Source organism: Leclercia sp. UBA5958 (assembly GCF_002430365.1).
In the GTDB taxonomy this organism is placed as follows: Bacteria; Pseudomonadota; Gammaproteobacteria; order Enterobacterales; family Enterobacteriaceae; genus Enterobacter; species Enterobacter pneumoniae.
In genome coordinates this window covers 229,984-255,674 of the sequence record NZ_DJCE01000004.1, presented here as the reverse complement: position 1 = coordinate 255,674, position 25,691 = coordinate 229,984, and the positions used below count along the sequence as shown (strand labels likewise).

Sequence of the window (25,691 nt, the reverse complement as noted above, 5' to 3'; positions counted from 1 at the left end):
GGTTCGCCGCCCGGCTATGCCTCAAATCCCGCTTCGCGTAAGATCCCCTTCGCAACCTCTGACTGTAAAAACATGCCCAGCCGCTGCCCTGCAGGGGTTATCACCGCACAGCCATACTCCGCGCAGGGGTTGTAAGGCGCCGGGAGAGGAATCACGGTTAAGCCGGGGATCGTGCGCAGCCTGGAGGCATAGCTGGCGTAGCCGATAAACAGCTCAGCCTGGCCGCTGTGGATAATCCACTCCGCCGCCAGCTTGCCCGCAGGAATCGGCGCAGAGTGTCGCCCACCGACCAGCCCCCTCGCCCGGGCTCTTACCCCCTCGCCGCTATCGCCCATGCGATCAAATAACGTCTGCGCATAATCTCCGCAAGGATCTTCCCCCGCCGTCGAGGTGGCGAGGCGCAAATCGGCGCGGGTCAGCAGCGATAGCCAGTTATCCCCCTGCTGCAGCACATCACTGCGCACGGTCAGGCAGAGTGAATTGCGGGCGAAGGGGATGACGGCGAGCGGATTAAGCGCCCGGGGATGGGCAAGGTTTGCCGAGGCGAAAAGGTCGCACGCTTCACCCGCCGCAATACGCGCCCGCAGCAGCCCCGCCGGGCCAAACGCGGTCTCTACCGGCTCCGGGAAGTGGCGCAGTAACGATGGCCAGACCCCGCGCAAACTGCCTGCCGCCAGAACGCGCATTAATCGATGCCCTGGTAGTCAGTGCGGTAAAAACGGTGATACCAGGCGTTAGCCTCTTTGCGCATATCCACGTCTTTAAACTTCCCGGGATAGAGTTTTTTGGCCATCCATAACTCGCCCAGCCCCATCGCTTCCGGCATCGGGTAACCCCAGGCTTTCGCATAATCGGGCATCAGGTAGACACGCTGATTTTTCACCGCATCAATGGTTTGCCATTGCGCAGAAGTTTTAATCTCATTGACCACGGAGGGGTAGCGATCCTGCACGAAAATTACCTGCGGGTTCCAGGCGATAACCTGTTCCATCGCCACGGTTTTAAAGCCCTTGATGGTGGCGGCGGCCACATTCAGCGCCCCCGCATGCGCCATCATTAAACCGGTATATTTTCCGGAGCCGTAGGTGGTTAACGCCGGGTTCGCCATATAGGCACGCACGCGCCCTGCGGCCGGGATCGCCTGCAGGCGATCGCGCACCTTTTTGCGCCCCGCGTCCGTTGCCGCAATCAGCGCCTTCGCTTCTGCCGGCTTATTCACGATCTCGCCAATCAGGGTGATCCCTTCCCGCAGCCCCAAATCATAAGCTTTCTCTTCATCGGCCTGGGTGGGGTTTAGTTTGTCTTGTTCACCGGGAGCATCGTGGCGTAGCGAAATCGCCACCACCGGGATCCCCAGGCTGGCGATCTTGTCGATCATCTCCCGCGGCGCATAGTTTGTGACAAACACCACCTGCGGTTTCAGCGCAACCAGCTTTTCCGGATCCACATGGGTGAGATCGCCGAGCATGGGTTTCTGGTTCAGCTCGGGCGCAAGGCGGGCATAGCCATCGCCGAGTTGTTGCTTCCAGTTCGCCATCACCCCAACGATTTTATCGCTGGCGTTCATTTGCACCAGCAAGTTCAGCGTCTGGTGCTGCAGTACCACCACGCGATTCACCTCATCCGGGATCGTCACCTGACGACCAATCTGGTCAGTAATCTGGCGCGACGCCTGAGAAGAGAACGGAGAAATGGTCAGAAAAAGAAAAGGTAATACCTGCCAAAAGCGCTGTTTCATCGTAGCCTCATATTCGTTATATAATTTATTATATAACGATTGCGCGCCGCGTGTCCCGGCCCCTTTAGAGGTAGAGCGGGCAGGCGTGCCTTAACGCAAATCCCTCTCTTTTTTCAACGGCATGTTTACAACCATCCGGGAATCGCGCAAGAATCATTCTTATTTACCGATGAGCCTTTTCATGTCAGAGCAGGCGTTAAGACAACAGATTCAGAATCTCAAAAAGCACAATGCCCGGCTCGTCAGGCTAGCACGTGACGCCCGCAGTAAGCTGAGCGCTGCGCTGGATGGGACGGGTCTCTGTCTCTGGCAGCTGGATATTCCCAGCGGCAAGCTGATTATCTATAACCGCCGATGGGGGTCGATGCTGGGCTATCAGCCGAAAGCGCTTAGCGCCCAGTTTGAGGTCTGGCGGGAACACCTCCATCCCGATGACAAGCAAGACGTGCTGGACGCGTTTTACGATCATCTGAACGGTAAGACCCCCTTCTATGAAGCGCTGCACCGTATGCAGCACAGAAACGGTACCATCACCTGGGTGCTTGATCGGGGCCGCGTGACCGAATGGGATGAAAACGGCGCGCCGCTGAAGGTGACCGGCACCCATATTGATATGACCAAAGAGAAGCAGTACGAAGAGCAGCTGGCGCAGCTGGCAAACCACGACCCGCTCACCGGGCTGGCTAACCGTCATGCCCTGCTGCAACACTTTGCACAGCTTAAAGCCCGCGGTCCGCTGTGCGTGGCCTTTATTGATCTTGATGATTTCAAAGCCGTTAACGACGCCTTCGGACACCGCAGCGGTGACGAACTGCTGATCCAGCTTAGCCAGCGTTTACGGGAAAGCTGCCCACCAGACAGCATCGTCGGGCGTCTCGGTGGCGACGAATTTGTGCTTTTACTTCCCCTTGCACTCTCCAGCCTGCAGGTGACGCGCATTGCTCAGCAGTGTCTGCACGCCGCCCTCACCCCCTTTGAGCTGGACAATGGCCAGGCGCGGGTGGGCGCCTCGGTAGGCATTGATGAAGTGCAGGAGGAGGATGACTTTGTGAATGCCCTCAAGCGCGCCGATCGGTCGATGTATCAGATCAAACATACCGGTAAAAACGGTGTCGCCCTCGGGCAGACACCCCTCTCTCTCCCCCGTCTGGAAACCGGAACATGAAAAACAGCCGTCAGCAGGCCATTATTCAGCGGCTGGCGACGTGCGACTGGCTGACGACGGACGCGCTGGCCGACGCGCTGGCGGTGAGTAAAGAGACGATACGCCGGGATCTGAAAGCGCTGCAGGAGCAGGGGAAGATTGTGCGCCATCACGGGCGGGCGCGGGCGATCCACCCGGACAGGCAAGACGGCGGTGAGCCCTTTGGCGCGCGGCTGAAAAGCCATTACGCCGACAAAGCCGATATTGCTCGCCTCGCGCTGGACTGGGTGAGCGAAGGGATGACACTGGCGCTGGATGCCAGTTCGACCTGCTTTCATCTGGCAAAACAGCTCCCCGATATCGCCCTGACGGTGTTTACCAACAGCCTGCCGATTTGCCAGGAGATGGCCAGACGCGAACGCGTTACGCTAATTTGCTCCGGCGGTACGCTTGAGCGTAAATACCGCTGCTATGTGAACCCCATGCTGGTCACCCAGTTGAAATCGCTGGAGATCGATCTGTTTATCTTTTCCTGCGAGGGGGTGGATGAGCAGGGCATTATGTGGGATCCCTCGCCCGATAACGCCCGTTTTAAAACCCAGCTACTCAGCCGCGCCAGCCAGTCCTTGCTGCTGATCGACAAGAGTAAGTTCCGACGTTCCAGCGAAGTGAAAATTGGCCACCTTTCACAGGTCACCCAGCTTATCTCCGACGCGGAACTCGTCAGGCGATAGCGCCGCGTCAGGCCGAACGCTGGCCGCGCGAGGCGGCCATTTTCAGATCCTTAGAAATTGGTCCAGTCGTCTGCGGCTGACGCCGCGGCGGGTTTCAGGCGAACCGGGGCGCTCGGCGGCGCGGCGACGGGCTCCTGAGCTGAGAGGCGGAACTTCTGCACCGACCGCTGTAGCTCTTCGGTCTGGCGCTCAAGCGCAGAGGCGGCGGCGGAAACTTGCTCCACCAGCGACGCATTCTGCTGGGTCACGCCATCCATCTGGGTGATGGCGACGCCCACCTGCGAAATGCCCTTGCTCTGCTCTTCCGAGGCGGCGGCAATCTGCTTCATGATGGTGGTCACTTCGGTTACCGCCCGCAGCACCGCTTCCATGGTGGTGCCCGTGTCGTTAACCAGCTGCGAACCCTGCTCCACCCGGGAGACAGAATCAGCGATCAGCCCTTCGATCTCTTTCGCCGCATTGGCGCTACGGCTGGCCAGATTACGTACCTCGCCCGCCACCACTGCAAAACCACGTCCCTGCTCGCCCGCACGCGCCGCTTCCACCGCAGCGTTCAGCGCCAGAATGTTGGTCTGGAAGGCGATACTGTTGATCACATTGGTGATCTCAGCGATTTTCTTCGAGCTGTCCGAGATGCCGGTCATGGTGCTGATCACATCTTCAACCAGCGCACCGCCCCGGCTGGCGGTAGTCGAGGCCACATCCGCAAGCTGGCTGGCCTGACGGGCATTATCTGCGTTCAATTTCACCGTGGCCGTGAGCTGCTCCATGCTGGCGGCGGTCTCTTCCAGCGCGGCCGCCTGCTCTTCGGTGCGTGAAGAGAGGTCGTTATTGCCGCTGGAGATCTCCGTCGCCCCGCGCCAGATGTTATCGCTGCCCGAGCGGATAGTGCTGACCGCTTCGCGCAGGCTATCCTGCATGGCGCTCAGCAGCGGCACCAGTTGGCCGACGCAGTTACGGCCAAACGGGGTGATAGGCTGGCTGAGGTCGCCCTGCGCAATCTGGCGGAAATGTTCGCGAATACGATCCAGCGGTTTCACCAGCATGGCGACCAGATAGCGATCGGTAAACAGCAGGATCAACAGGCCAATGATGGTCGCCACGATAATCACCGTGCGGGTGATGCTGGTGAAGTTGTCTACCATCACGCGGGTCGTATCCAGCAGGCGATCGGCGGCTTTATTGAAGTTTTCAGCGCTGGCGCCAAACGCACGACTGAGCGGCGGCGTGACGTTATTGGCCTGCTGACGGTAACCGTCCACGTTGCCCTGCTGTGCGAACTGCATCTGAGGGATGACGCCGTTTTCCAGTAACGCCTGCCAGCTGGCAATGACCTGGGCTGAGACCTGCGCATCCATCGGCCCCGGAGACATGGCTTTCATCTCCGCCAGTTTTTTGCTCATGTTATCCAGCGCCTGCTGTACAGGCGCGAGATCTGGCGAGCCTCCTGCCGCTTTAACATCCATAGCGCGGGTCAGGCGGGTCACGAAACGAAAATACTGATCGTTGCCCTGGCTCAGGACCGTCATCTGTTTGACCAGCTGGCGGTCGATTTCATTACCGTCCGACATTTTAGAAAGGGACCAGGTGCTATACAGCCCGACGCCTGCCCACATTAAACAAAAGATCCCAAGAATCGTCAGCAGAACGAAACGGATCGTGAAATTACGAAGCATTTGCATTTTTTTTCCTTACCGTGAGGAAGATATCGCCCGAAAGCGACTCCTGATCCCGTTATCGGCAGAAAAAAGGGAAGTTATACCTTTTCGCGAGTAATTTTATAAAACTTTTCATTCACCTTTAATTAGCGGAGAAACGATAATCATGCTGGGGAAATATCCCTGGAAATAACGTGTTTTTACATTTCATAGAATTAACAAATGTAAGTCATCCTCGCCATTCATTACCCGCATAATCCGAAAGGATTAGGGCGTTGAGAAGCGTTGCCAATGAATCGCCCGCCTTCAGCCTAAAAGCCCCGCTTTTTGTACGTTAATAAATCCATCACATTCACCTTAAGAATATATTTATATTGATCAATCAGGTTTAATTAGGTTAATTGCCATATTTTTAACACGGTCAATTTTTAAATTTCATTACATCCTTTACCCGTCAGACGTTTCTGAATTACGCAATTTTAAATTAAAAAGAGTCCACTTTTTTCTGGACTCAAAGAGGATTTGAAATGCGTCATTCCGTAAAACGGACAGTATTGTCACAATGTGTATTACTGGCTTTAACATCTTTCGCCGCGCAGGCCCAGGCGGGCACCGCCATCCCTTGTCAAAATGGTGATACGACCCAAACCTGCGGCCTCTCCCATTACGATGACGGCAATTATTATCAGGATAAGGGCGCGACTAACGCCGTTATGGCCGATAAAACCGCAACCGATATCTATATGGATGGTCACCGCTCGCCAACCGATAGCCAAACCTTAACCGTCTCTGGCACGGATATGACAGGCTATTATATTCAGGGCAGTACCGGCGGTACCGCCGATATTAATGTCACCAATAACGCTAAGGTGGATATGGTCGAAGTCGGATCGGCTAAGGATACTACCAATACTACGGTCAATATCGATCATGCCACCCTGAACGGTGAAAACAGCGCGATCGAATACGGCGGGAAAAATAAAAGCTATATGATGGGCGCCGCCATCTATGTTGACCCTCTTGATGAGGGGGCCCACAACGTAAATGTCAGCAATGGCAGTGTCCTGCACGGCAGTATTATCAGCGCGGGGGCGGGCACGCAAAATATTGCTATCAATAATAGCACCATGGACAACGCCGGCATTTATACCGGCAGTGCCACTTCGGATGTCACCGTCTCGCTGACCAACGCCACTCTCGACGCCAGCAACAGCCAGGTGGCGAAGAAGATGAAAACACTCGTGGACACACTGAGTAAGACCGAACCGTTCAGCGATATCAACCTGGATGCCTTTAGCGATGTGGCGATTGCGATGTATGGCACTACCCACGAAAGTTTAACCCTGAATAACAGTACCGTGACCGGGGATGTGGGCATCATCAATGATAAAGGTCAGGTCGATCTCTCCGTCACGAATAACAGCGTGGTGAATGGCAATGTGACCCTCAACGGCAATGCCACCGACACCATCCTGGTGGATAACAGCACCATTAATGGTGATGTGAATACCAGCCAGAATAGCGGCAATACCACGGTTACCCTGCAAAATAACGCCAACGTCAATGGCGATATCACCACCGGCACCGGCAACGATACCGTCGTGCTGGTCAATAACTCCCACGTCAGCGGCAACGTGTCAGGCGGCGACGGCACCGATACCCTATCCATGGATGCGGGCAGCTCTATATCGGGGCAGATTAACCAGTTCGAAACCATCAACACCACCAGCGCGAACAGCATTACTATCGATACCATTAACGATGCCACGAGCTGGAATCTACAAAATGGCTCACGTCTTGTCTCCGCTACCACGGGCAGTAATGCAGTTGTGAATATGAGTACCGATAGCTTTGTCGATTTCGGCCAGATTACCGGCAGCGACAACGCGGTCGTGGTGAATAACATCACCCCCTCGGCGCTGAATCAGCAAAACCTGGTGATCGGCACCTTTACGACAAACACAGAGGGTGCGCCACAAGATTACGCAGCCGCCCGTTTTACCAATGGTGAGCAGCAGGTTGAGAACCGGAGTGGAGCCTATAACTACGATAACAGCCTGGACATTGTCGCCGCCAACGGGGATATCACCCCGCAAACGTTACTCGCCGCAGACAACAGCCAGAGCTGGAATATCGTCTTTAACAGCGAGCGAGGCTCTCTGGCGAGCGATGTTCAGGGGCTGATCGCCGGGCTGGATGCCGCCGAACAGGCGGGCCACCAGGTCACCGACGACATCACCAGTCACCTGGATCGTCTGCATCTTGCTGCCCTGACCGGGACGCAGCAGGAGGGGGCGCAGGTATGGGGAGATTTCCTCTATCAGAACGGCACCTTCAGCAACGATGTGGATTACACCAGCATCACCCAGGGGGCGCAGGGCGGCGTTGACTGGACGCACGCGCTCGCCAACGGTGACAGCGTGACCGGCGGTATCGCCCTGGCCTGGACCCGCAGCCGCGTGGACGATACCCAGAGCGGCCCGGATAGCTTCAAAGATACCGTCTACGGTAACTATTACAGCCTCTATGGCGGCTGGCAGCAGGCATTGAATGGCCGTGACTGGGGCCTGTTCGCGGACGGTAGTTTCAGCTATGGCGATATGCGCTACACCCTCTCCGCCAACAACGTGACCGGCAACACCAGCGGCATGACCGAAGCCCTGCACGGTTCCACCGACGGCAACCTGTATATGGCGCAGGCGCGTGCTGGGGTGAACGTGCTCCTGCCAGGGGAGACGTTGCTACAGCCGTACGCCATTCTTGGCTGGGATCAGACCAAAGCCAACGGCTTCTCTGACAAGGAGGTGACCTTCGCCGACAGCCAGGTCTCCTCCTGGAACGGCGGCGCAGGGCTGCGTCTCTCCACCACCCTCACCGATCTCAATAAGAATGTGCAGATCACCCCCTGGGTGGATGCCCGCTTCCAGAAAGAGTTCAGCGATGATACGGATATCCAGGCGGCGGATTATCACAACACTCAGGGTCATAACAATACGATGGGCATGTTCGGTGCGGGGATCAACGCCACTGTTGCCCATAACTTCTCGGTCAATACGGGCATTTACTATGGCACCGGCGATGTGGATAACGACGCCAGCGTGCAGGCCGGTTTAAGCTATAGCTTCTGATAACGTTATGCCCGGTGGCCTTGCGCGCACCGGGCGCTTTGCGCTTAGCTCAGATACTTTTCAAACCATCCTAACGTGCGCTTCCACGCCAGCTCCGCTGCCGCTTCGTCGTAACGTGGCGTCGAGTCGTTATGGAAGCCATGATTCACGCCGGGGTAGATATAGGCCTCGTAAACCTTATTATTCGCTTTCAGCGCCGCCTCCCAGGCGGGCCAGCCTTCATTAATGTTTTTATCCAGTTCGGCAAAGTGCAGAAGCAACGGTGCCTTGACCTTCGCGGCATCTGCCGCCGGGGGCTGACGACCATAGAACGGGACGGCGCAGGCGAGCTCAGGCCAGGCGACCGCCGCCGCGTTAGAGACCCCGCCACCATAGCAAAATCCAGTTACTCCCACCTTGCCGGTGGCCTCCGGATGCTGCTGCATAAACGCAATAGCGGCAAAGAAATCGTTCATCAGTTTGGTGGGATCGACCTTCTGCTGTAATACCTTCCCCTCTTCGTCGTTACCCGGATAGCCGCCGACTGAACTCAGGCCATCAGGCGCCAGGGCGATATACCCCGCCTTTGCGACCCGACGCGCAACGTCTTCGATATAGGGATTCAGGCCACGGTTCTCATGCACCACCACCACCGCCGGGACCTTGCCGGCGGCTTTGGCCGGTTTGACCAGATAGCCCCGCACTTCACCGTGACCCTCGGGCGAAGGATAGGTGATGTACTCCGGCACAATATCGGGATCGGTAAACTTCACCTGCTCCGCCAGGGCATAGTTGGGCTTGAGCATGTTAAACAGCGCCAGCGCCGTCACGCCGCCAACAGCATACTTTGCCGCCAGGTTGAGGAATTCACGTTTGCTGATTTTGCCGTGGGCGTAATAGTCATAGCTGTCGAGCAACTCTTGCGGAAAATCTTTGGCGGTGAGACGTGTCATAGCATATCTCCATGAATTGTGGGCTCTGTAAGGATAGAATGAAAACGCTGTTTCGAAAATTTATCGATAATAAAGGAGACATCATGCCCTGGAACGCCTCCCCCGAACGTTACGAAACCATGCAGTACCGCCGCTGTGGTAACAGCGGCCTGCGTCTGCCCGCGCTGTCGCTGGGCTTATGGCACAGCTTCGGTCACGTTCATCCCCTCGAATCTCAGCGCGCCCTGCTGCGTAAAGCCTTCGACTGTGGGATCACCCACTTCGATCTCGCCAATAACTACGGCCCACCGCCGGGCAGCGCCGAGGAGAACTTTGGCCGTCTGCTGCGTCAGGATTTCGCCGCCTACCGCGACGAGCTGATTATCTCCACCAAAGCGGGATATGACATGTGGCCCGGCCCCTATGGCTCAGGCGGCTCGCGCAAGTATCTGCTCGCCAGTCTCGACCAGAGCCTGAGCCGGATGGGTCTGGATTACGTGGATATTTTTTACTCCCACCGGGTAGATGAGGCGACGCCCATGGAGGAGACCGCCTCTGCGCTGGCCCAGGCGGTGCAGAGCGGAAAAGCGCTCTATGTGGGTATCTCGTCCTACTCGCCCGAGCGGACGCAGAAGATGGCTGACTTACTGCGCGAGTGGAGAATTCCGCTCCTGATTCATCAGCCCTCTTACAACTTGCTGAACCGCTGGGTCGATAAAAGCGGATTACTGGATACGCTCAGGGCCAACGGCACGGGTTGTATCGCCTTTACCCCGCTAGCGCAGGGTCTGCTGACCGGCAAATACCTGAATGGCATTCCTGAAGGGTCGCGCATGCAGCGTGAAGGCAAAAAAGTGCGCGGACTGACGGAGAATATGCTGACCGAAGCGAACCTCGCCAGCCTGCGGTTATTGAATGAGATGGCGGAACAGCGCGGCCAGACCATGGCGCAGATGGCGCTGAGCTGGCTGTTAAAAGATGAGCGCGTTACATCAGTGCTTATCGGCGCCAGCCGACCAGAACAGCTGGAAGAGAATGTGAAGTCGCTGGATAACCTGCAATTTACCGCAGACGAGCTGGCGAGGATTGATCGTCATGTGGCGGATGGGGAGTTGAACTTGTGGCAGGCATCGTCAGATAAATAGAGGTAAACGGACAGCCCCGCGCTACAGCAGGGCTGTCCGGGTTTGGCTTACTTGCTGCGATTCAGCTTATCCAGATACCCCATCACAAACGCCGATAACACGAACGTCAGGTGGATAATCACATACCACATCAGTTTGTTATCCGGGATATTTTTGGCGTCCATAAACACCCGCAGCAGATGAATCGATGAGATTGCAACAATCGACGCCGCCACTTTGTTCTTCAGCGAAGACGCATCCATCTTGCCCAGCCAGTTGAGCTTCTCTTTATCGGCAGAGATATCCAGCTGAGAGACGAAGTTCTCGTAGCCAGAGAACATCACCATCACCAGCAGACCGCCCACCAGGGTCATGTCTACCAGCGATAACAGAACGAGGATCAGATCGGATTCGGCGACGCTGAAAATATGGGGCAGGACGTGAAAGATTTCCTGAAAGAATTTAATACCGAGGGCAATTAACGCCAGCGAAAGGCCAAAATAGACCGGGGCTAATAACCAGCGGGAAGCATACATTGCGTTTTCGAAAAAGCGTTCCATAGGATCCTGTCCGCGAAAAAAAACCAGCGTGCAGTATATCGCAAGGAGGCAATTCGTATGCAACAACTAAACGATAAAGACCTTACACATGCTCAGGCTTAACCATCGGGCGCTGGTATTCCGGCCACACCAGCACTACCAGCGCCGGATAAGCCTCCATGCTAAATTCGCGGAAACACTGGCGCAGGTTCAGCACATCAAGATCGGAATGGGAGACCTTTTCTCCGTTCAGGCAGCGCTTTTTGATATTATCGTAATATTTGTAGACCGCCGAGTTGAGATCGCTACAACGGCGTTGAGCGTCAAACAAGCCGGGAATACTATTTAATTCCGCCATGTTCATTCGTTTAATTGTGGCATGGAGAAAATCAATATATTCATGATTAACCCGCCAATACCACACCGGGGTAATGGCATTCATTAACAGCGAAAAATGGTCCTCCCCCTCCTCTTTGGACAGAGGCGGTGGCGGCGGCGAGGCCTGCCCGACTGCATCATTGCTGCTTTTATTGAAATCGCGCATCAATACAAGAACAACCGCAGTAAGCAATAACAATGTAATGACAGTATAAAAAATGCTGTTCATGAGAGGCTCCATTTTTTTTGATTTTAAATTTGCCTCATGTTATTGTCAACGAATCTCACGCTTCGAACAACCTCACCCCGTTGAATTTAAAGGACATATAAATGCTGCCTGAGAATCTGGTTCCGTCCAGGTTTCACATTTCTTCAGTGGAGCCGAAACAGGCGGAAGCAGAAACTGACGCTAATTTAACTAAGGGGAAAAGAACGCTCGCTGATTATGCGCCAGATATATTAATTGGCGTAACCCGCAATGGTCAGTCACGCAATATGTTGCTGGAAGAGCATGACCGTCATATTAAAGACCGTTTATTTCGCGTTTTTAAAATCGAGACCTTTGCCCGCCTGCTAAACGACCTGCAAACTGAAGGGGAAATTGACGCGCAGGAACTAAGTCAAATATTGGCGGAAAAGACCGAAGAAATAAATGAAGCGGGTAATGAAATTTGGCTTAATTTAATTACCTGCGAAAAGGAAACGCCCCTTTTTTATCAACTTGAGGACGAATAAAATGAAAGAAGTTGATAATAACAATGTGTATTTGACTTTAGATGATAAAAATAGCGACGAGTTTATCTTAAAGCAGAATCTCGACACGCTTAAAATGATCAAAAATGAAGAGATGGCGCGCATCGCCAAAGAACTGGTATCGATTCCGGCCGCGCTGGTTCGTCTGAAGTGGCATAATCGCCGGGAAATTTATCCCCTGCAGGTCAAAGAAGAGATCTACGGCGCCACTCTCAGCGCCATAATTGAACGCCAGCCCGCGCTGAAAGATAAAATTATGGCCCGACTGGAGAGCAACTATCAGTATCTGCTGGCCCGCGAAACGGCCACCCTGCGCATTACGCGTAAACTTGCTGATGAGGGCTATCGCACCTCTTGCGTCACTACCGTCGCGCTCGACGAGGAGTATCTGGCAAAGCATCAGCAAAACGACCCTGTCTGACCACCTTTTCTGCGTCACCCACTCGCCCGACTAACGTCTACCGCTTCGCTTCCCGTTGTAAAAAAACTTAAGGATTATCCTGAATATTTCTCAGAGTGCAGTTGATTCTCCTAAGCTTAGATTCTCTCTACGCAAACAAGGAGCGCAGTTATGGCTAAGAATCAAACCGAACTTCAGGACCCAACCACCCAGTACTACACCGGCGAGTATCCGCAGCAGAAGCAGCCTGCGCCGGGCGTTCAGTCGAAAATGGATCCGGTACCCGATTGCGGTGAGCAGAGCTATAAAGGCAGCGGCCGACTTCAGAATCGTAAGGCACTGGTGACAGGGGGCGACTCCGGTATCGGGCGTGCTGCCGCCATTGCTTACGCGCGTGAAGGGGCGGATGTGGCGATTAACTATCTGCCTGCCGAAGAAGAGGATGCGCAGCAAGTTAAGCAGCTGATTGAAGAGGCTGGCCGCAAAGCGGTGCTGTTACCCGGCGATTTGAGCGATGAGAGCTTTGCCCGCTCGCTGGTGCATAAAGCGCATGAGGCGCTGGGCGGACTGGACGTGCTGGCGCTGGTCGCGGGGAAACAGACGGCGGTCGAGGACATTGCCGACCTGACTACCCAACAATTTAAAGAGACCTACGCGGTGAACGTGCTGGCCCTCTTTTACATCACGCAGGAGGCGCTGCCGCTGTTGCCAGCCGGTGCGAGCATCATTACTACCTCCTCTATCCAGGCTTATCAGCCAAGTCCACACCTGTTGGATTACGCCTCTACCAAGGCAGCGATCCTTAACTACAGCCGCGGGCTGGCGAAGCAGGTGGCGGAGAAAGGGATTCGCGTGAACGTGGTGGCACCGGGTCCAATCTGGACAGCGCTGCAGATTTGTGGCGGCCAGCCGCAGGAGAAAATCCCGCAGTTTGGTCAGCAAACGCCGATGAAACGCGCCGGTCAGCCCGCAGAACTGGCGCCGGTATATGTTTATCTGGCAAGTCAGGAATCTAGCTATGTTACCGCAGAAGTGCATGGGGTATGCGGCGGGGAACATCTGGCATAATCCCTCTGCGGGCTGATGCCCTCACCCCGGCCCTCTCCCACAGGGAGAGGGAGTTAATACGCAAAAAGGCAACTGACGTTGCCTTTTTGTTTTGGCTTCTGTGCGGACTGATGTCCTCACCCGCGGGGAGAGGGAGCTGATAAGTAAAAAGGCAACTGACGTTGCCTTTTTACTTTTATTTCGCTGCCGTTTTCTCTTCGCCGACCAGACCAATCTTCAGATAACCTGCCTGGTGCAGCGTGTCCATTACCTTCATCATGGTTTCATAGTCGACGGTTTTATCGGCGCGGAAGAAGACCGTCGTGTCTTTCTTGCCCTGCGTCAGCGCGTCGAGCGCCGGGATCACAGACGCATCGGTCACCGGGTCATTGCCCAGGAACATCGATTTATCTGCCTTAACGGACAGGTAGATCGGTTTTTCCGGACGCGGCTGTGGCTGGCTGGAGGAGGCCGGCAGATTTACCTTCACATCTACCGTCGCCAGCGGCGCAGCAACCATGAAGATAATCAGCAGAACCAGCATAACGTCGATGAACGGCGTTACGTTGATTTCATGCATTTCACCGTTATCGTCCAGATTTTCATTAAGACGCATCGCCATACAATCAACCTACACGCAGTTTCGACGAGGAATGCACCGGCTTAACATTGCTGGCGTTGAGGTCCAGGTCACGGCTTTGCAGCAGCAGAACCTGTGCGGCGACATCGCCCAGCGTGGCTTTGTAGCTGCCAATCATGCGGGCAAAGACGTTATAGATAACCACGGCCGGGATTGCCGCCACCAGACCAATAGCCGTAGCCAGCAGCGCTTCTGCGATACCCGGTGCTACCACCGCCAGGTTAGTGGTCTGGGTCTGAGCGATACCGATAAAGCTGTTCATGATGCCCCAGACGGTACCGAACAGACCTACGAACGGCGAAATCGCCCCGATGGTCGCCAGATAGCCGTTACCGCGTCCCATATGACGGCCCACGGCAGCAACGCGACGTTCCAGGCGGAAACCTGTACGCTCTTTAATACCTTCGTTATCTTCACTGCCTGCAGAGAGTTCCAGCTCGTTCTGAGCTTCATTAACCAGAAGGCTGGTCAGGCTTTTCGCGTGGAAGGCGGAGGTCATGTCGCTGGCCTGATCCAGAGAGCGGGCTTCAGCCAGCTGCTGCTGTTCGCGCTTAAGGCGACGCTTCTGGCTGATGAGCTCCACGCTCTTGCTGAAGAAGATGGCCCAGGTGACAACGGACGCCAGAATCAGGCCGATCATCACAATCTTAACCACGATGTCAGCATGATGGTACATGCCCCAGACGGAGAGGTCCGTCTGCATCAAATTATTACCCACTCTGTATCTCCAGGACGCAAATCACAAATTCTGAGCATAATAATATCAAAATATCTCCGAATTGATAGTAGTTCTCATTAGTATTTGCATACTGCATGAATTTGCCCGTTTTTTCCTTGCGCTTACGCAGGGAAAACTTTCATCGTCCTATTTTAAAAAATTATCTGTTTATTCTTCCAGCAAGAAGGCACACACTTTTACTTTCATGATAGTCTGGACGTCCAGACGTATAAAACAGGTTGCGCGAACATGACAGAGAAGCATCTTGATACCGCCCTCGTTCAGGCGGGACGCAGTAAAAAATATACCCTCGGCTCCGTTAACAGCGTCATTCAGCGCGCCTCCTCTTTAGTCTTCGATACCGTCGAGGCCAAAAAACAGGCCACCCGTAACCGTGCCAACGGTGAGTTGTTTTATGGACGCCGCGGTACCCTGACCCACTTCTCATTGCAGGAAGCCATGTGTGAACTGGAAGGCGGCGCAGGGTGTGCTCTCTTCCCCTGCGGCGCGGCGGCCGTGGCCAACACGATACTGGCGTTTGTCGAACAGGGTGATCACATCCTGATGACCAATACCGCCTACGAGCCGAGCCAGGACTTCTGTACCAAAATTCTGAGCAAGCTGGGAGTGACTACCGACTGGTTTGATCCCTCCATTGGGGCGGGGATTGCGGAACGTATTCAACCGAATACGCGCATCGTATTCCTGGAATCACCGGGCTCCATCACCATGGAAGTACATGATGTTCCCGCCATCGTGAAGGCGGTACGCAGTAAAGCGCCTGATGCCATTATCATGATTGATAACACATGGGCGGCGGGAGTGCTGTTTAAGGCCCTGGACTTCGGTATCGATATCTCTATTCAGGCCGCCACGAAATACCTGATTGGCCACTCCGACGGCATGATTGGCACGGCGGTCGCCAATGAACGCTGCTGGGCACAGTTGCGCGAAAATGCCTATCTGATGGGGCAGATGGTCGATGCCGATACCGCCTATATGACCAGCCGTGGCCTGCGTACGCTTGCGGTGCGCCTGCGTCAGCACCATGAAAGTAGCCTGTTGGTGGCTCAGTGGCTGGCGCGACATCCGCAGGTTGAGCGGGTCAACCATCCGGCGCTGCCGGGCAGCGTGGGCCATGAGTTTTGGCAACGTGACTTTACGGGCAGTAGCGGCCTCTTCTCCTTTATATTGAAAAAACGGCTGACTGACGACGAACTGGCTAACTACCTGGATAACTTTACGCTGTTCAGCATGGCCTACTCCTGGGGCGGCTTTGAATCATTGATCCTGCCAAATCAGCCAGAGCAGATCCAGGCACTGCGGCCCGGCGGCGAGGTCGACTTTACCGGCACCCTGATCCGTCTGCACATTGGGCTGGAAAGCGTGGACGATTTAATTGCCGATTTAGCAGCAGGATTCGAGCGCATCGTGTAGAGTGCGGGCTGTAAACGACTCCTGGACCTCTTTTTGCACACCACCAGCAGAAATGTCTGTATTTGTTGCGCCCGGGATCAACCCCCGCGCGCGAAAATGGGAGTACAATAGACCGATACATGCTGTTCCACAGGAAAGTCCATGGCTGTCATCCAGGAAATTATTGCCGCGCTCTGGCAACACGATTTTGCAGCGCTGGCAGACCCGCATATCGTCGGGATTGTCTATTTTGTTATGTTCGCAACGCTGTTTCTCGAAAATGGATTGCTGCCAGCCTCGTTTTTACCCGGTGACAGCCTGCTGCTTCTGGCAGGCGCGCTAATTGGCAAAGGCGTTATGGACTTCGCCCCCACGATGGTGATTTTGACCTCCGCCGCCAGCCTCGGCTGTTGGTTGAGCTATCTGCAAGGTCGCTGGCTGGGCAATACACGGATTGTGAAGAGTTGGCTGGCGCAGTTGCCACATAAATATCACCAGCGCGCCACCTGCATGTTTGATCGACATGGCCTGCTGGCCTTGCTGGCCGGGCGTTTTCTGGCCTTTGTCCGCACCCTGTTGCCGACGATGGCGGGGATCTCAGGCCTGTCGAATCGCCGTTTTCAGTTCTTTAACTGGTTAAGTGCCCTGCTGTGGGTTGGGGTCGTCACCACCTTTGGTTATGCCCTGAGCATGATTCCGTTCGTGAAACGACACGAAGACCAGGTGATGACCTTCCTGATGATTCTGCCTCTGTTTCTTCTGGTAGCAGGCTTAATCGGCACCCTGGTCGTGGTGATCCGCAAAAAATACTGCCGCGCCTGATTTCGCCCTCTCCAACAGGAGAGGGTGTTACATCCCCTGCATCATACGAATTCTGGCCGCATCTTCCCCCGGCGTCACACCAAAATAGCGCTTAAACTCGCGGCTGAATTGCGACGCACTCTCATACCCTACGCGCATCGCCGCCGCGCTGGCTTTCATGCCATCGTGGATCATCATCATCCGCGCCTTATGCAAACGATAGGTTTTTAAATATTGCAGCGGCGAGGTGCTGGTCACCGATTTAAAGTTATGGTGAAACGCCGAAACGCTCATGTTTGCCTCGGCGGCCAGTTGGTCAACGCTCAGGTTTTCGGTGTACTGACTCTCGATCCGTTTTAGCACCCGGCTGATCAGACTAAAGTGCGTCTGACGGCTGACCAGCGCCAGTAACGCGCCGCCGCCCGGCCCCAGCAGCACGTGATACAGAATTTCACGAATGATCTGCTTGCCCAGGATGCGGGCATCCAGCGGGCGCTCCATCACATCCAGCAGACGTTCAATGGCACAGAGGATCTCATCGGTGAGGGTCGCGGAATTGATGCCGCTCGCCGCCATCATCGGACGGAAAAGCGCATCTTCGCCGATATCCATCAGCAGCTCCTGCAGCTGCAAAATATCCACGTTCAGGCGGATCCCTGCCAACGGTACCGCCTCTGTCGCGAAGGTTTCACATTCGAAGGGTAAAGGTACGGTGAGCAGCAGGTACTCGTTGGTGTCGTAACGAAACACGCGCTCGTTGATATAGCCAATTTTATGCCCGGAAAAGAGAAAAACGATGCCTGGCTGATACATCACCGGCGTACGCGTACCGGGTTGCGTCCCGTAAAGCAGACGAACATCGGGCAACAGATGGTTAAGATTATTTTCATTAACTTTCAGTCTGTTAATCTGCGCCGTTAATAGCTGACAGGTCTCCTGACGGTTCATTTTCGCGGGCTCCAGAGGGCGATTTTGATGCTGGCATTGTGCGCATATTTTCGCATTTTCTCCAGTGCGATGTAGAAATGGGCAAGACATCGGCAGGAATGTGCATTGAGAGACGCGCCCCCCCTCTTCACAATGGACACCATCAGGCAGCACTCTGCGCCGCCACGTTTTCCACCCACTTAAGGGCACGAGCAATGAACAATTTTAATCTCCATACCCCAACCCGCATCCTGTTTGGTAAAGGTGCCATCGCTGATCTGCGTGACCAAATCCCGGCCGACGCCCGCGTTCTGATTACCTACGGCGGCGGCAGCGTGAAAAAAACCGGCGTTCTGGATCAGGTTTACAGCGCGCTGCAAGGGCTGGATGTGCGTGAATTTGGCGGTATTGAACCGAACCCGTCCTACGAAACCCTGATGAATGCGGTCAAGATCGCCCGCGATGAACAAATTACCTTCCTGCTGGCGGTAGGCGGGGGCTCCGTACTGGATGGCACCAAATTTATCGCCGCCGCGGCCCACTATGCTGACGGCATCGACCCGTGGGAGATCCTACAAACCGGTGGGAGCAACATTACCAGCGCCATCCCGATGGGCTCCGTGCTGACGCTGCCGGCAACCGGCTCAGAATCTAACAAAGGGGCGGTTATCTCCCGTAAAAGCACCGGTGACAAACAGGCCTTTATGAACGAACACGTTCAGCCGGTCTTCGCGGTGCTGGATCCGGTTTATACCTACACGCTGCCGCCGCGCCAGGTCGCCAACGGCGTTGTGGACGCCTTTGTCCACACCGTAGAGCAGTACGTGACGTATCCGGTAAATGGCAAAATTCAGGATCGTTTCGCGGAAGGCATTCTGCTGACGCTGATTGAAGAAGGCCCGAAAGCGCTGGCAGAACCCGAAAACTACGATGTGCGTGCCAACGTCATGTGGGCCGCGACCCAGGCGCTGAACGGCCTGATTGGCGCGGGCGTCCCTCAGGACTGGGCAACCCATATGCTGGGGCATGAACTGACCGCAATGCACGGGCTGGATCACGCCCAGACCCTGGCAGTCGTGCTGCCTGCCCTGTGGAATGAGAAGCGCGAGACCAAACGCGCCAAACTGCTGCAATACGCAGAACGCGTCTGGAACATCACCCGCGGCACCGAAGATGAGCGCATTGATGCAGCCATCCTCGCCACCCGTAACTTCTTCGAGCAGATGGGCGCTCCGACCCGCCTGTCCAATTATGGCCTCGACGGCAGCTCTATCCCTGCCCTGCTGGCAAAACTTGAAGAGCACGGCATGACGCAACTGGGTGAGCAGAAAGATATCACCCTGGAGGTGAGCCGCCGTATCTACGAGGCCGCACGCTAAGCGTTTTTACGTGCCTGCCTTTCGTTTTTCGGCATTTCGACCAGACTTAATGCACACCACGCCGCCGGGGGCACGCTCCCGGTAGCTGAGCAAATGGAGGAGGAAAGATGGCAAACCCAACCTTAATCAAGCTTCAGGACGGGAACGTAATGCCCCAGCTGGGGCTCGGCGTATGGAAAGCCGGTAACGATGAAGTCGTGTCCGCCATTCATAAAGCACTGGAAGTGGGCTACCGATCAATTGATACCGCTGCTGCCTACAAAAACGAAGAGGGTGTCGGCACCGCGCTCGCCAGCGCTGGCTTGCCGCGCGAAGAGCTTTTTATCACCACCAAGCTCTGGAACGATGACCAGAAACGCCCGCGCGAAGCGTTAGAGGAGAGCCTGGAGAAGCTGCAACTCGATTTCGTCGACCTCTATCTGATGCACTGGCCGGTCCCGGCGATTGACCACTACGTAGAGGCCTGGAAAGGGCTTATCGAACTGCAAAAATCGGGTCTGGCAAAGAGCATTGGCGTTTGCAATTTCCAGGTCCATCACCTGCAACGTCTGATTGATGAAACGGGCGTCGCCCCGGTGATTAACCAGATTGAGCTCCACCCGCTGATGCAGCAGCGTCAGCTTCATGCCTGGAATGCAACTCACAAAATCCAGACCGAATCCTGGAGCCCACTGGCGCAGGGCGGCGAAGGGGTGTTTGATCAGAAGATTATTCGCGATCTGGCCGAGAAGTATGGCAAAACCCCGGCGCAGATTGTCATTCGCTGGCACCTCGACTGCGGTCTGGTGGTGATCCCGAAATCGGTCACCCCTTCGCGTATTGTCGAGAACTTCAACGTCTGGGACTTCCGCCTCGATAAAGATGAGCTGGGCGAGATAGCGAAGCTAGAACAGGGCAAGCGGCTAGGCCCGGATCCCGATCAGTTTGGTGGTTAAATTCCGAAAAGCCCCCGGTTATACCGGGGGTTGTTATTTTCGGCCTGACTGAAGATCAGGAGTGCATTTAATATCGGGACGTTTTCCCTACACTGAAAAAGGATTTTTCAATGAAAAAACGTCTCGCGATCTCTCTCGCTCTGCTGCCTTTTTTTACCTGGGCGCAGCCTGCTCAATCCCCACAGGATTTTATTACCCTGCTGTATAACGACGATGGGGTGAATCTGGAGCAGCTCTACTCTCCGGCCATGAGAAATATCCTGCATGAAAACATCCGTGTCACGCCGCACGATAAGGTGCCCTACCTGAACTTCAATCCGCTGTGCGGCTGTCAGGACGGGGAAGTGAAGCTGCAGAAGGTTTCCGGCGTTAGCCCTGACAAGCGCGGGAGACATGAGACTGTCCTGCAGGTGTTTTATACGCTATCCGAGGAGAGGGAACGGACGCTGATCCTGAAGCTTGTCCCGGACGGGATGTCATGGAAGATCGATGATTTCGTCTACCCGGAGATGGGCAGCCTGAAAATGAAACTGCAGGAAGTGTCGGCCAGCCTGGTGAAACAGGCCAGCCGAAAATCGTCCTGAGAGTCGATTAAGATGAGGCTTTACGCTTCGCCGGCTGCTTAACCCCTGCGCTGCCATGAGAACGCTGATGCGCAATCGGCGTGTGTTTGGTCAGCGCCGGACGCGTATGGCGATTCTGACGACGTGCTTCGCGCATCTCGTCGAGCGTTGGCGCGGGTACCAGGCAGTCGCGGCGAGAACCGATCAAGTGCTTTTTACCCATCTCTTCCAGCGCCTGACGGATCAGCGGCCAGTTAGCCGGATCGTGATAACGCAACAGCGCTTTATGCAGACGGCGCTGTTTGTCCCCTCTCGGCACCACCACCTCTTCACTTTTATAACCAATCTTACTCAGCGGGTTCTTGCCGGTGTAATACATGGTGGTCGAATTCGCGAGCGGCGACGGGTAGAAGTTCTGCACCTGATCCAGACGGAAGCGACGCTGTTTCAGCCACAGGGCCAGATTCACCATGTCTTCATCTCGCGTGCCGGGGTGCGCGGAAATGAAGTACGGGATCAGATACTGCTCTTTGCCCGCCTGCTTTGAGTAGGTGTCAAACAGCTCTTTGAAGCGATCGTAGCTGCCCATCCCCGGCTTCATCATCTTCGACAGCGGGCCTTCTTCCGTGTGCTCCGGGGCAATCTTCAGATAACCACCGACGTGGTGCGTCGCCAGCTCTTTGATATAACGCGGATCTTCCACGGCGATGTCGTAACGCACGCCGGAGGCGATCAGGATCTTCTTGATGCCTTTCAGATCGCGGGCTCGGCGATAGAGGTTGATCGTCGGCTCGTGGTTGGTGTCCATGTGCTCGCAAATGCTCGGATAGACACAGGATAAACGACGACAGGTCTGCTCCGCGCGCGGCGACTTACAGCGCAGCATGTACATGTTGGCGGTCGGGCCGCCGAGATCGGAGATCACGCCGGTAAAGCCCGGCACGGTGTCGCGAATGGCTTCGATTTCGTTAACGATCGACTCTTCGGAACGGCTCTGAATAATGCGCCCTTCGTGCTCGGTAATGGAGCAGAAGGAGCAGCCACCAAAACAGCCACGCATAATATTGACCGAAAAACGGATCATCTCATAGGCCGGTATGCGGGCGTTACCGTATGAGGGGTGCGGCACACGCTTGTACGGCAGCGCAAAGACGCTGTCCATCTCTTCGGTAGAGAGCGGGATCGCCGGCGGGTTAACCCAGATATAACGTTCCCCGTGCTTTTGCATCAGTGCACGCGCGCACCCCGGGTTGGTTTCGTGGTGCAGTATACGGGAGGCATGGGCGTACAGCACTTTGTCGCTTTTGACCTTCTCGAAGGACGGGAGCAGAACGTAGGTCTTTTCCCAGGGCTTCGGACGCGGCGGCTGAACCACAACGGCTTTCGCTTCGGCTTTTTTGGGTTCAACCGGTTTGTTATCTGCACAGGGCAGATCGTCGCCGTATGGGTGTGGGATCGGATCGATTTTGCCCGGCATATCGATGATACGGGAATCGACTCCGCTCCAGCCCGGCAGCGCCTCTTTGACCATGATCGCCGTGTTACGTACATCGCGGATGTTCCCTACCGGCTCGCCCTGGGCGAGACGGTGGGCGACTTCCACCAGCGGACGCTCACCGTTACCGAAGATCAGCATGTCGGCTTTTGAATCCACCAGCACCGAGCGGCGCACGGTATCAGACCAGTAATCGTAATGCGCGGTACGGCGCAGGCTCGCTTCAATTCCGCCGAGGATGACCGGCACCTCTTTCCAGGCTTCTTTGCATCGTTGGGTATAGACGAGCGTGGCGCGATCGGGACGTTTACCTGCCACGTTGTCGGCGGTATAGGCGTCGTCATGACGCAGTTTACGATCAGCGGTGTAGCGGTTAATCATGGAGTCCATGTTGCCCGCAGTCACGCCGAAAAAGAGGTTGGGTTTGCCCAGACGCATAAAGTCGTCTTTGCTGTTCCAGTCCGGCTGGGAGATGATTCCCACGCGGAAGCCCTGCGCTTCCAGCATACGGCCGCAGATGGCCATTCCGAAGCTCGGGTGATCGACGTAGGCGTCACCGGTCACCAGTATAATGTCGCAACTGTCCCAGCCCAGTTGATCCATCTCTTCACGAGACATTGGCAGAAAGGGTGCCGGTCCAAAACAGGCTGCCCAGTATTGCGGCCAGGAGAAGAGGTCTCGATCCGGCTGGATCAAGGAGATTGCGCTCATAGTGCTTCCGAAGAAAAAATAGACAAAAGGGCCGGGATTATACGCTGGAACAGTGGGGGAATTGAAGGGGGAATATGCGGGCTTTTTCCCCTCACCCTAACCCTCTCCCCAGGGGAGAGGGGACGGTCATATGCGGTTTTAGGCCCTTTTTCTCCCTCTCCCTCCGGGAGAGGGCCGGGGTGAGGGTAAAACTTACGGCGCCGGGTTCACCAGCATCTGCCCCACCGAGCCGCGATCCGCCATCTCCAGCGTCTGGCTATGGAACAGGAACGGGAAGTGCGGCCAGGAAGGTTGACCATAATAGACCAGCAGCTCAACCTGCCCGTCGATCCAGACCGTATCTTTCCAGCCCCTGTCTTCCGGGAAAGGCATCGCGCCATTCACATTGCGGATCAGGAAGCTTACCCCTTCGATATGGAACGACTGCGGCATGTCCGCGCGCACCGTCCAGCGCTCCCAGGTGCCCTGCTGAGCGGTGATATCGATGCGGTTAATGTCCCACAGCGTCCCGTTAATACCCGGGTCGTCGCCCAGGCTGATATCCCGGCTGCGCACCGGCGACCCGGAGAGGATCTCTTCCGACAGCAGACGCATCGGCAGGCTGTCGGTCACCAGCGGTAACAGGCCAGTCGGGCGCAGGGTTAAAACCAGCGTCGACACCAGAATACTGGAGGGCTCAAAGAAGCCGCGAATACGATCGACAATACCCGCCGCTTCACCGCAGGTAATCGACACTTCGTCGCCGTTGGTCATATCCACGAGAATTTCGCGACGTTCACCCGGCGCCAGGGCCAGCTGTTTAACGGATACCGGTGCCGGTAAAAAGCCCTGATCGCTCGCGATAACGTGTAAGGCCCGACCATCGCTCATTTGCAGTTGATAGCGTCGGGAGTTTGAGGCGTTCAGCAAGCGCAGACGCACCCAGCCGCGGGATACCTCAACGTATGGGCTCTGGGCACCGTTAACCAGCAGGGTGTCACCCACAAAGCCTCCGCTGCCCGGCTCGCTGTATTCAGGCGTGCCGAAATTATCCAGCCGTTTATCCTGGATAATAATCGGGAAATCATCCACGCCGTAGTGGTTCGGAATAGGCAGCGATTTGCTGACCTCGTCCTCAATCAACCACATTCCCGCCAGGCCGTTGTAAACCTGCTGGGCCGTGCGGTTCGGGGTATTCGCATGATACCAGAGCGTCGCCGCACGCTGGCGCACTGGCAGCACCGGCGCCCAGTCGGCGCTCGGGGACATCATGCGCGGCGCGCCACCCAGCAGCGGGCCTGGCACCTGCAAACCGCTGATGGTCATGGCGACGTTTTCGGCCAGACGGTTGCTGTAGATCAGCTTCACGTCATCGCCGCTCCAGACACGCACCGTCGGCCCGAGATAGCGGCCATTAATACCCCAGACGGGCGCACGTGTGCCCTGGCTAAAGGACCAGTGGCTCCGTTGCAGCGTCAGAAAAAGGGGCTGACCACGACGGGATTCGAGTAACGGCGGGATGGGCAGCGGCTGTTGCTGCCCGGCGGCGTTTGCCCTCAGTGGAACCGCACCTGCACACAAGGCGATTCCGGATGCCTGAATAAACTGACGGCGACTGAGTGACATATTGGCTCCATGTAATACAAACGAACAAGGCGGGAAGTCGTTTCCCTTTCATCCGGCTTAAACCTTGCCGGCAGCTTCTCTTTCAGCAACTTCTTTATTGAGTGCCTCATACTTATTCAGCATGAGCTCACGGCAGTGGGTTGCCAGTTCACGCACCTGATCTTTGCCATACTTGCTAACGTCGACAGGCGGCAGCATTTCGACAATCACCAGCCCATTATTCAGGCGGTTAAGATTAATCTTATTCGAAGTATTGGAAACGCACACAGGAATAATTGGAACACCTGCCGCAATAGCGGCGTGAAATGCGCCCGTTTTAAACGGCAGCAGGCCGCGACCACGGCTGCGAGTACCTTCCGGGAACATCCAGATTGAAATCTTGCGTTTTTTGAAGTGATTGACCACTTCAGCAATGGTGCTGTGCGCTTTGGCGCGGTTATTACGGTCGATCAGCAGATTGCCGGTCAGCCAGTAAAGCTGGCCGAAGAACGGGATCCACAGCAGGCTTTTTTTCCCGACGGTCACCGTCGGCGGCTGCACAATCTTGGCGGCGGTGACCATATCGTAATTGTTCTGATGGTTGGCGATATAGATAGCGTTGCCATACTGCTCTGCCCCCTCGGGTTTGCGCAGCTCCACTTTCAGGCCGAACAGCGGCGATAAACGGCCAAACATATGGCCAAACGTCGCGACATGTTTTGGATTACGCGGGCTGAACAAACACCAGATAGAGCCAAAAATACAGACCAGAATGCAGTAGATGACGGTAAGAATGATTCGAATAATTAATAGCATAGCGACCTCAAAAGCCCTGACAGCGGATAATGGTATGTCAATTTCAGTCAGGACCTGGATTACGAACGGATCCGCAAACCCGTATTGTTAATCGCAACGCACGAATTAACAACGGCTTTACAGGAAATTTTAGCGAGATCCCCCTCCAGAAC

At 55.5% G+C, this 25,691-nt stretch carries 24 protein-coding genes; 12 read left to right on the top strand and 12 right to left on the bottom strand.

Annotated elements, in window-relative coordinates; all coding sequences use genetic code 11:
• Positions 1-14 precede the first annotated feature (14 nt).
• Both B2Q93_RS05720 and B2Q93_RS05715 read right to left on the bottom strand, forming a co-directional pair.
• A complete protein-coding gene (locus tag B2Q93_RS05720) occupies positions 15-686 on the bottom strand; it encodes a substrate-binding domain-containing protein (RefSeq protein WP_286932181.1) in 672 nt (223 codons plus the stop codon).
• On the bottom strand, positions 686-1,738 hold the full coding sequence (locus B2Q93_RS05715; RefSeq protein WP_286932179.1) for an ABC transporter substrate-binding protein: 1,053 nt from the start codon (positions 1,736-1,738) through the stop codon (positions 686-688). The genes B2Q93_RS05720 and B2Q93_RS05715 overlap by 1 nt, the downstream gene beginning before the upstream one ends.
• A gap of 181 nt (positions 1,739-1,919) precedes the next feature.
• Between B2Q93_RS05715 and B2Q93_RS05710 the strand changes: the two genes are divergently transcribed.
• Positions 1,920-2,903, top strand: coding sequence for a sensor domain-containing diguanylate cyclase (locus B2Q93_RS05710; protein ID WP_286791384.1), 984 nt, complete (start codon positions 1,920-1,922; stop codon positions 2,901-2,903).
• A complete protein-coding gene (gene fucR / locus B2Q93_RS05705; RefSeq protein ID WP_040074026.1) occupies positions 2,900-3,616 on the top strand; it encodes an L-fucose operon activator in 717 nt (238 codons plus the stop codon). The genes B2Q93_RS05710 and fucR overlap by 4 nt, the downstream gene beginning before the upstream one ends.
• Before the next feature lie 50 nt (positions 3,617-3,666).
• Here fucR and B2Q93_RS05700 read toward each other — a convergent pair whose 3' ends face one another.
• Entirely contained in the window at positions 3,667-5,298 is a 1,632-nt protein-coding gene (locus B2Q93_RS05700; protein ID WP_212476595.1) for a methyl-accepting chemotaxis protein, read from the bottom strand.
• Between the two features lie 503 nt (positions 5,299-5,801).
• On the opposite strand from B2Q93_RS05700, the gene B2Q93_RS05695 reads away from it, so the two are divergent.
• Entirely contained in the window at positions 5,802-8,402 is a 2,601-nt protein-coding gene (locus B2Q93_RS05695; RefSeq protein WP_286932176.1) for an autotransporter outer membrane beta-barrel domain-containing protein, read from the top strand.
• Between the two features lie 44 nt (positions 8,403-8,446).
• Here B2Q93_RS05695 and yghX read toward each other — a convergent pair whose 3' ends face one another.
• Entirely contained in the window at positions 8,447-9,334 is an 888-nt protein-coding gene (gene yghX / locus B2Q93_RS05690; protein WP_286932174.1) for a YghX family hydrolase, read from the bottom strand.
• An 83-nt stretch (positions 9,335-9,417) separates the two neighbouring features.
• On the opposite strand from yghX, the gene B2Q93_RS05685 reads away from it, so the two are divergent.
• On the top strand, positions 9,418-10,458 hold the full coding sequence (locus B2Q93_RS05685) for an aldo/keto reductase (protein ID WP_286932171.1): 1,041 nt from the start codon (positions 9,418-9,420) through the stop codon (positions 10,456-10,458).
• Positions 10,459-10,505: 47 nt separating this feature from the next.
• On the opposite strand, the gene B2Q93_RS05680 is transcribed toward B2Q93_RS05685, so the two are convergent.
• Together B2Q93_RS05680 and B2Q93_RS05675 are read right to left on the bottom strand one after the other, a co-directional pair.
• Positions 10,506-10,997, bottom strand: a complete 492-nt coding sequence (locus B2Q93_RS05680) for a TIGR00645 family protein (protein ID WP_046886010.1) — start codon at positions 10,995-10,997, stop codon at positions 10,506-10,508.
• Between the two features lie 82 nt (positions 10,998-11,079).
• Positions 11,080-11,583, bottom strand: a complete 504-nt coding sequence (locus tag B2Q93_RS05675; protein WP_046886009.1) for an ESA_00282 family adhesion-associated protein — start codon at positions 11,581-11,583, stop codon at positions 11,080-11,082.
• A gap of 101 nt (positions 11,584-11,684) precedes the next feature.
• On the opposite strand from B2Q93_RS05675, the gene B2Q93_RS05670 reads away from it, so the two are divergent.
• The 3 genes from B2Q93_RS05670 (at position 11,685) to B2Q93_RS05660 (ending at position 13,575) form a co-directional block, all read left to right on the top strand.
• Complete coding sequence (locus B2Q93_RS05670) at positions 11,685-12,089, top strand: hypothetical protein (protein WP_286932168.1); 405 nt, start codon at positions 11,685-11,687, stop codon at positions 12,087-12,089.
• Between the two features lies 1 nt (position 12,090).
• On the top strand, positions 12,091-12,528 hold the full coding sequence (locus tag B2Q93_RS05665; protein WP_046886007.1) for a hypothetical protein: 438 nt from the start codon (positions 12,091-12,093) through the stop codon (positions 12,526-12,528).
• Between the two features lie 150 nt (positions 12,529-12,678).
• On the top strand, positions 12,679-13,575 hold the full coding sequence (locus B2Q93_RS05660; RefSeq protein ID WP_040074018.1) for an SDR family oxidoreductase: 897 nt from the start codon (positions 12,679-12,681) through the stop codon (positions 13,573-13,575).
• Between the two features lie 175 nt (positions 13,576-13,750).
• On the opposite strand, the gene exbD is transcribed toward B2Q93_RS05660, so the two are convergent.
• Together exbD and exbB are read right to left on the bottom strand one after the other, a co-directional pair.
• The gene (gene exbD / locus B2Q93_RS05655; RefSeq protein ID WP_040074017.1) at positions 13,751-14,176 is read right to left on the bottom strand and encodes a TonB system transport protein ExbD; all 426 of its coding nucleotides are present in this window, start codon (positions 14,174-14,176) and stop codon (positions 13,751-13,753) included.
• A 4-nt stretch (positions 14,177-14,180) separates the two neighbouring features.
• The gene (gene exbB / locus B2Q93_RS05650; protein ID WP_040074016.1) at positions 14,181-14,912 is read right to left on the bottom strand and encodes a tol-pal system-associated acyl-CoA thioesterase; all 732 of its coding nucleotides are present in this window, start codon (positions 14,910-14,912) and stop codon (positions 14,181-14,183) included.
• 249 nt (positions 14,913-15,161) lie between these two features.
• Here exbB and metC point away from each other — a divergent pair, with 249 nt between their 5' ends.
• On the top strand, positions 15,162-16,349 hold the full coding sequence (gene metC, locus B2Q93_RS05645) for a cystathionine beta-lyase (protein ID WP_046886005.1): 1,188 nt from the start codon (positions 15,162-15,164) through the stop codon (positions 16,347-16,349).
• 141 nt (positions 16,350-16,490) lie between these two features.
• Complete coding sequence (gene yghB, locus B2Q93_RS05640; RefSeq protein ID WP_286808803.1) at positions 16,491-17,150, top strand: DedA family general envelope maintenance protein YghB; 660 nt, start codon at positions 16,491-16,493, stop codon at positions 17,148-17,150.
• 27 nt (positions 17,151-17,177) lie between these two features.
• On the opposite strand, the gene B2Q93_RS05635 is transcribed toward yghB, so the two are convergent.
• Positions 17,178-18,077, bottom strand: a complete 900-nt coding sequence (locus B2Q93_RS05635) for an AraC family transcriptional regulator (RefSeq protein ID WP_040074013.1) — start codon at positions 18,075-18,077, stop codon at positions 17,178-17,180.
• A gap of 194 nt (positions 18,078-18,271) precedes the next feature.
• Here B2Q93_RS05635 and yqhD point away from each other — a divergent pair, with 194 nt between their 5' ends.
• The 3 genes from yqhD to B2Q93_RS05620 all read left to right on the top strand — a co-directional run bounded on the left by yqhD (position 18,272) and on the right by B2Q93_RS05620 (position 20,954).
• Positions 18,272-19,435, top strand: a complete 1,164-nt coding sequence (gene yqhD / locus B2Q93_RS05630; RefSeq protein ID WP_286932163.1) for an alcohol dehydrogenase — start codon at positions 18,272-18,274, stop codon at positions 19,433-19,435.
• Between the two features lie 107 nt (positions 19,436-19,542).
• Positions 19,543-20,370 carry a 2,5-didehydrogluconate reductase DkgA gene (dkgA, locus tag B2Q93_RS05625; protein ID WP_040074011.1) on the top strand — a complete coding sequence of 276 codons (828 nt, stop codon included), beginning with the start codon at positions 19,543-19,545 and terminating at the stop codon, positions 20,368-20,370.
• A gap of 110 nt (positions 20,371-20,480) precedes the next feature.
• Positions 20,481-20,954 (top strand): DUF3828 domain-containing protein, encoded by a 474-nt coding sequence (locus tag B2Q93_RS05620; protein WP_286932160.1) that lies wholly within the window; start codon positions 20,481-20,483, stop codon positions 20,952-20,954.
• Positions 20,955-20,961: 7 nt separating this feature from the next.
• On the opposite strand, the gene B2Q93_RS05615 is transcribed toward B2Q93_RS05620, so the two are convergent.
• From B2Q93_RS05615 to plsC, 3 genes are all read right to left on the bottom strand, one after another.
• Positions 20,962-23,139, bottom strand: coding sequence for a YgiQ family radical SAM protein (locus B2Q93_RS05615; protein WP_286932158.1), 2,178 nt, complete (start codon positions 23,137-23,139; stop codon positions 20,962-20,964).
• 192 nt (positions 23,140-23,331) lie between these two features.
• Entirely contained in the window at positions 23,332-24,744 is a 1,413-nt protein-coding gene (gene ftsP, locus B2Q93_RS05610) for a cell division protein FtsP (RefSeq protein ID WP_046885858.1), read from the bottom strand.
• 57 nt (positions 24,745-24,801) lie between these two features.
• Positions 24,802-25,539, bottom strand: coding sequence for a 1-acylglycerol-3-phosphate O-acyltransferase (gene plsC, locus B2Q93_RS05605; RefSeq protein ID WP_040074007.1), 738 nt, complete (start codon positions 25,537-25,539; stop codon positions 24,802-24,804).
• Positions 25,540-25,691: the final 152 nt, after the last annotated feature.

Coding starts and splice junctions, on each gene's coding strand:
- B2Q93_RS05720 (WP_286932181.1), bottom strand. CDS start 686: ATGCGCGTTCTGGCGGCAGGCAGTTTGCGCGGGGTCTGGCCATCGTTA.
- B2Q93_RS05715 (WP_286932179.1), bottom strand. CDS start 1,738: ATGAAACAGCGCTTTTGGCAGGTATTACCTTTTCTTTTTCTGACCATT.
- B2Q93_RS05710 (WP_286791384.1), top strand. CDS start 1,920: ATGTCAGAGCAGGCGTTAAGACAACAGATTCAGAATCTCAAAAAGCAC.
- fucR (WP_040074026.1), top strand. CDS start 2,900: ATGAAAAACAGCCGTCAGCAGGCCATTATTCAGCGGCTGGCGACGTGC.
- B2Q93_RS05700 (WP_212476595.1), bottom strand. CDS start 5,298: ATGCAAATGCTTCGTAATTTCACGATCCGTTTCGTTCTGCTGACGATT.
- B2Q93_RS05695 (WP_286932176.1), top strand. CDS start 5,802: ATGCGTCATTCCGTAAAACGGACAGTATTGTCACAATGTGTATTACTG.
- yghX (WP_286932174.1), bottom strand. CDS start 9,334: ATGACACGTCTCACCGCCAAAGATTTTCCGCAAGAGTTGCTCGACAGC.
- B2Q93_RS05685 (WP_286932171.1), top strand. CDS start 9,418: ATGCCCTGGAACGCCTCCCCCGAACGTTACGAAACCATGCAGTACCGC.
- B2Q93_RS05680 (WP_046886010.1), bottom strand. CDS start 10,997: ATGGAACGCTTTTTCGAAAACGCAATGTATGCTTCCCGCTGGTTATTA.
- B2Q93_RS05675 (WP_046886009.1), bottom strand. CDS start 11,583: ATGAACAGCATTTTTTATACTGTCATTACATTGTTATTGCTTACTGCG.
- B2Q93_RS05670 (WP_286932168.1), top strand. CDS start 11,685: ATGCTGCCTGAGAATCTGGTTCCGTCCAGGTTTCACATTTCTTCAGTG.
- B2Q93_RS05665 (WP_046886007.1), top strand. CDS start 12,091: ATGAAAGAAGTTGATAATAACAATGTGTATTTGACTTTAGATGATAAA.
- B2Q93_RS05660 (WP_040074018.1), top strand. CDS start 12,679: ATGGCTAAGAATCAAACCGAACTTCAGGACCCAACCACCCAGTACTAC.
- exbD (WP_040074017.1), bottom strand. CDS start 14,176: ATGGCGATGCGTCTTAATGAAAATCTGGACGATAACGGTGAAATGCAT.
- metC (WP_046886005.1), top strand. CDS start 15,162: ATGACAGAGAAGCATCTTGATACCGCCCTCGTTCAGGCGGGACGCAGT.
- yghB (WP_286808803.1), top strand. CDS start 16,491: ATGGCTGTCATCCAGGAAATTATTGCCGCGCTCTGGCAACACGATTTT.
- B2Q93_RS05635 (WP_040074013.1), bottom strand. CDS start 18,077: ATGAACCGTCAGGAGACCTGTCAGCTATTAACGGCGCAGATTAACAGA.
- yqhD (WP_286932163.1), top strand. CDS start 18,272: ATGAACAATTTTAATCTCCATACCCCAACCCGCATCCTGTTTGGTAAA.
- dkgA (WP_040074011.1), top strand. CDS start 19,543: ATGGCAAACCCAACCTTAATCAAGCTTCAGGACGGGAACGTAATGCCC.
- B2Q93_RS05620 (WP_286932160.1), top strand. CDS start 20,481: ATGAAAAAACGTCTCGCGATCTCTCTCGCTCTGCTGCCTTTTTTTACC.
- B2Q93_RS05615 (WP_286932158.1), bottom strand. CDS start 23,139: ATGAGCGCAATCTCCTTGATCCAGCCGGATCGAGACCTCTTCTCCTGG.
- ftsP (WP_046885858.1), bottom strand. CDS start 24,744: ATGTCACTCAGTCGCCGTCAGTTTATTCAGGCATCCGGAATCGCCTTG.
- plsC (WP_040074007.1), bottom strand. CDS start 25,539: ATGCTATTAATTATTCGAATCATTCTTACCGTCATCTACTGCATTCTG.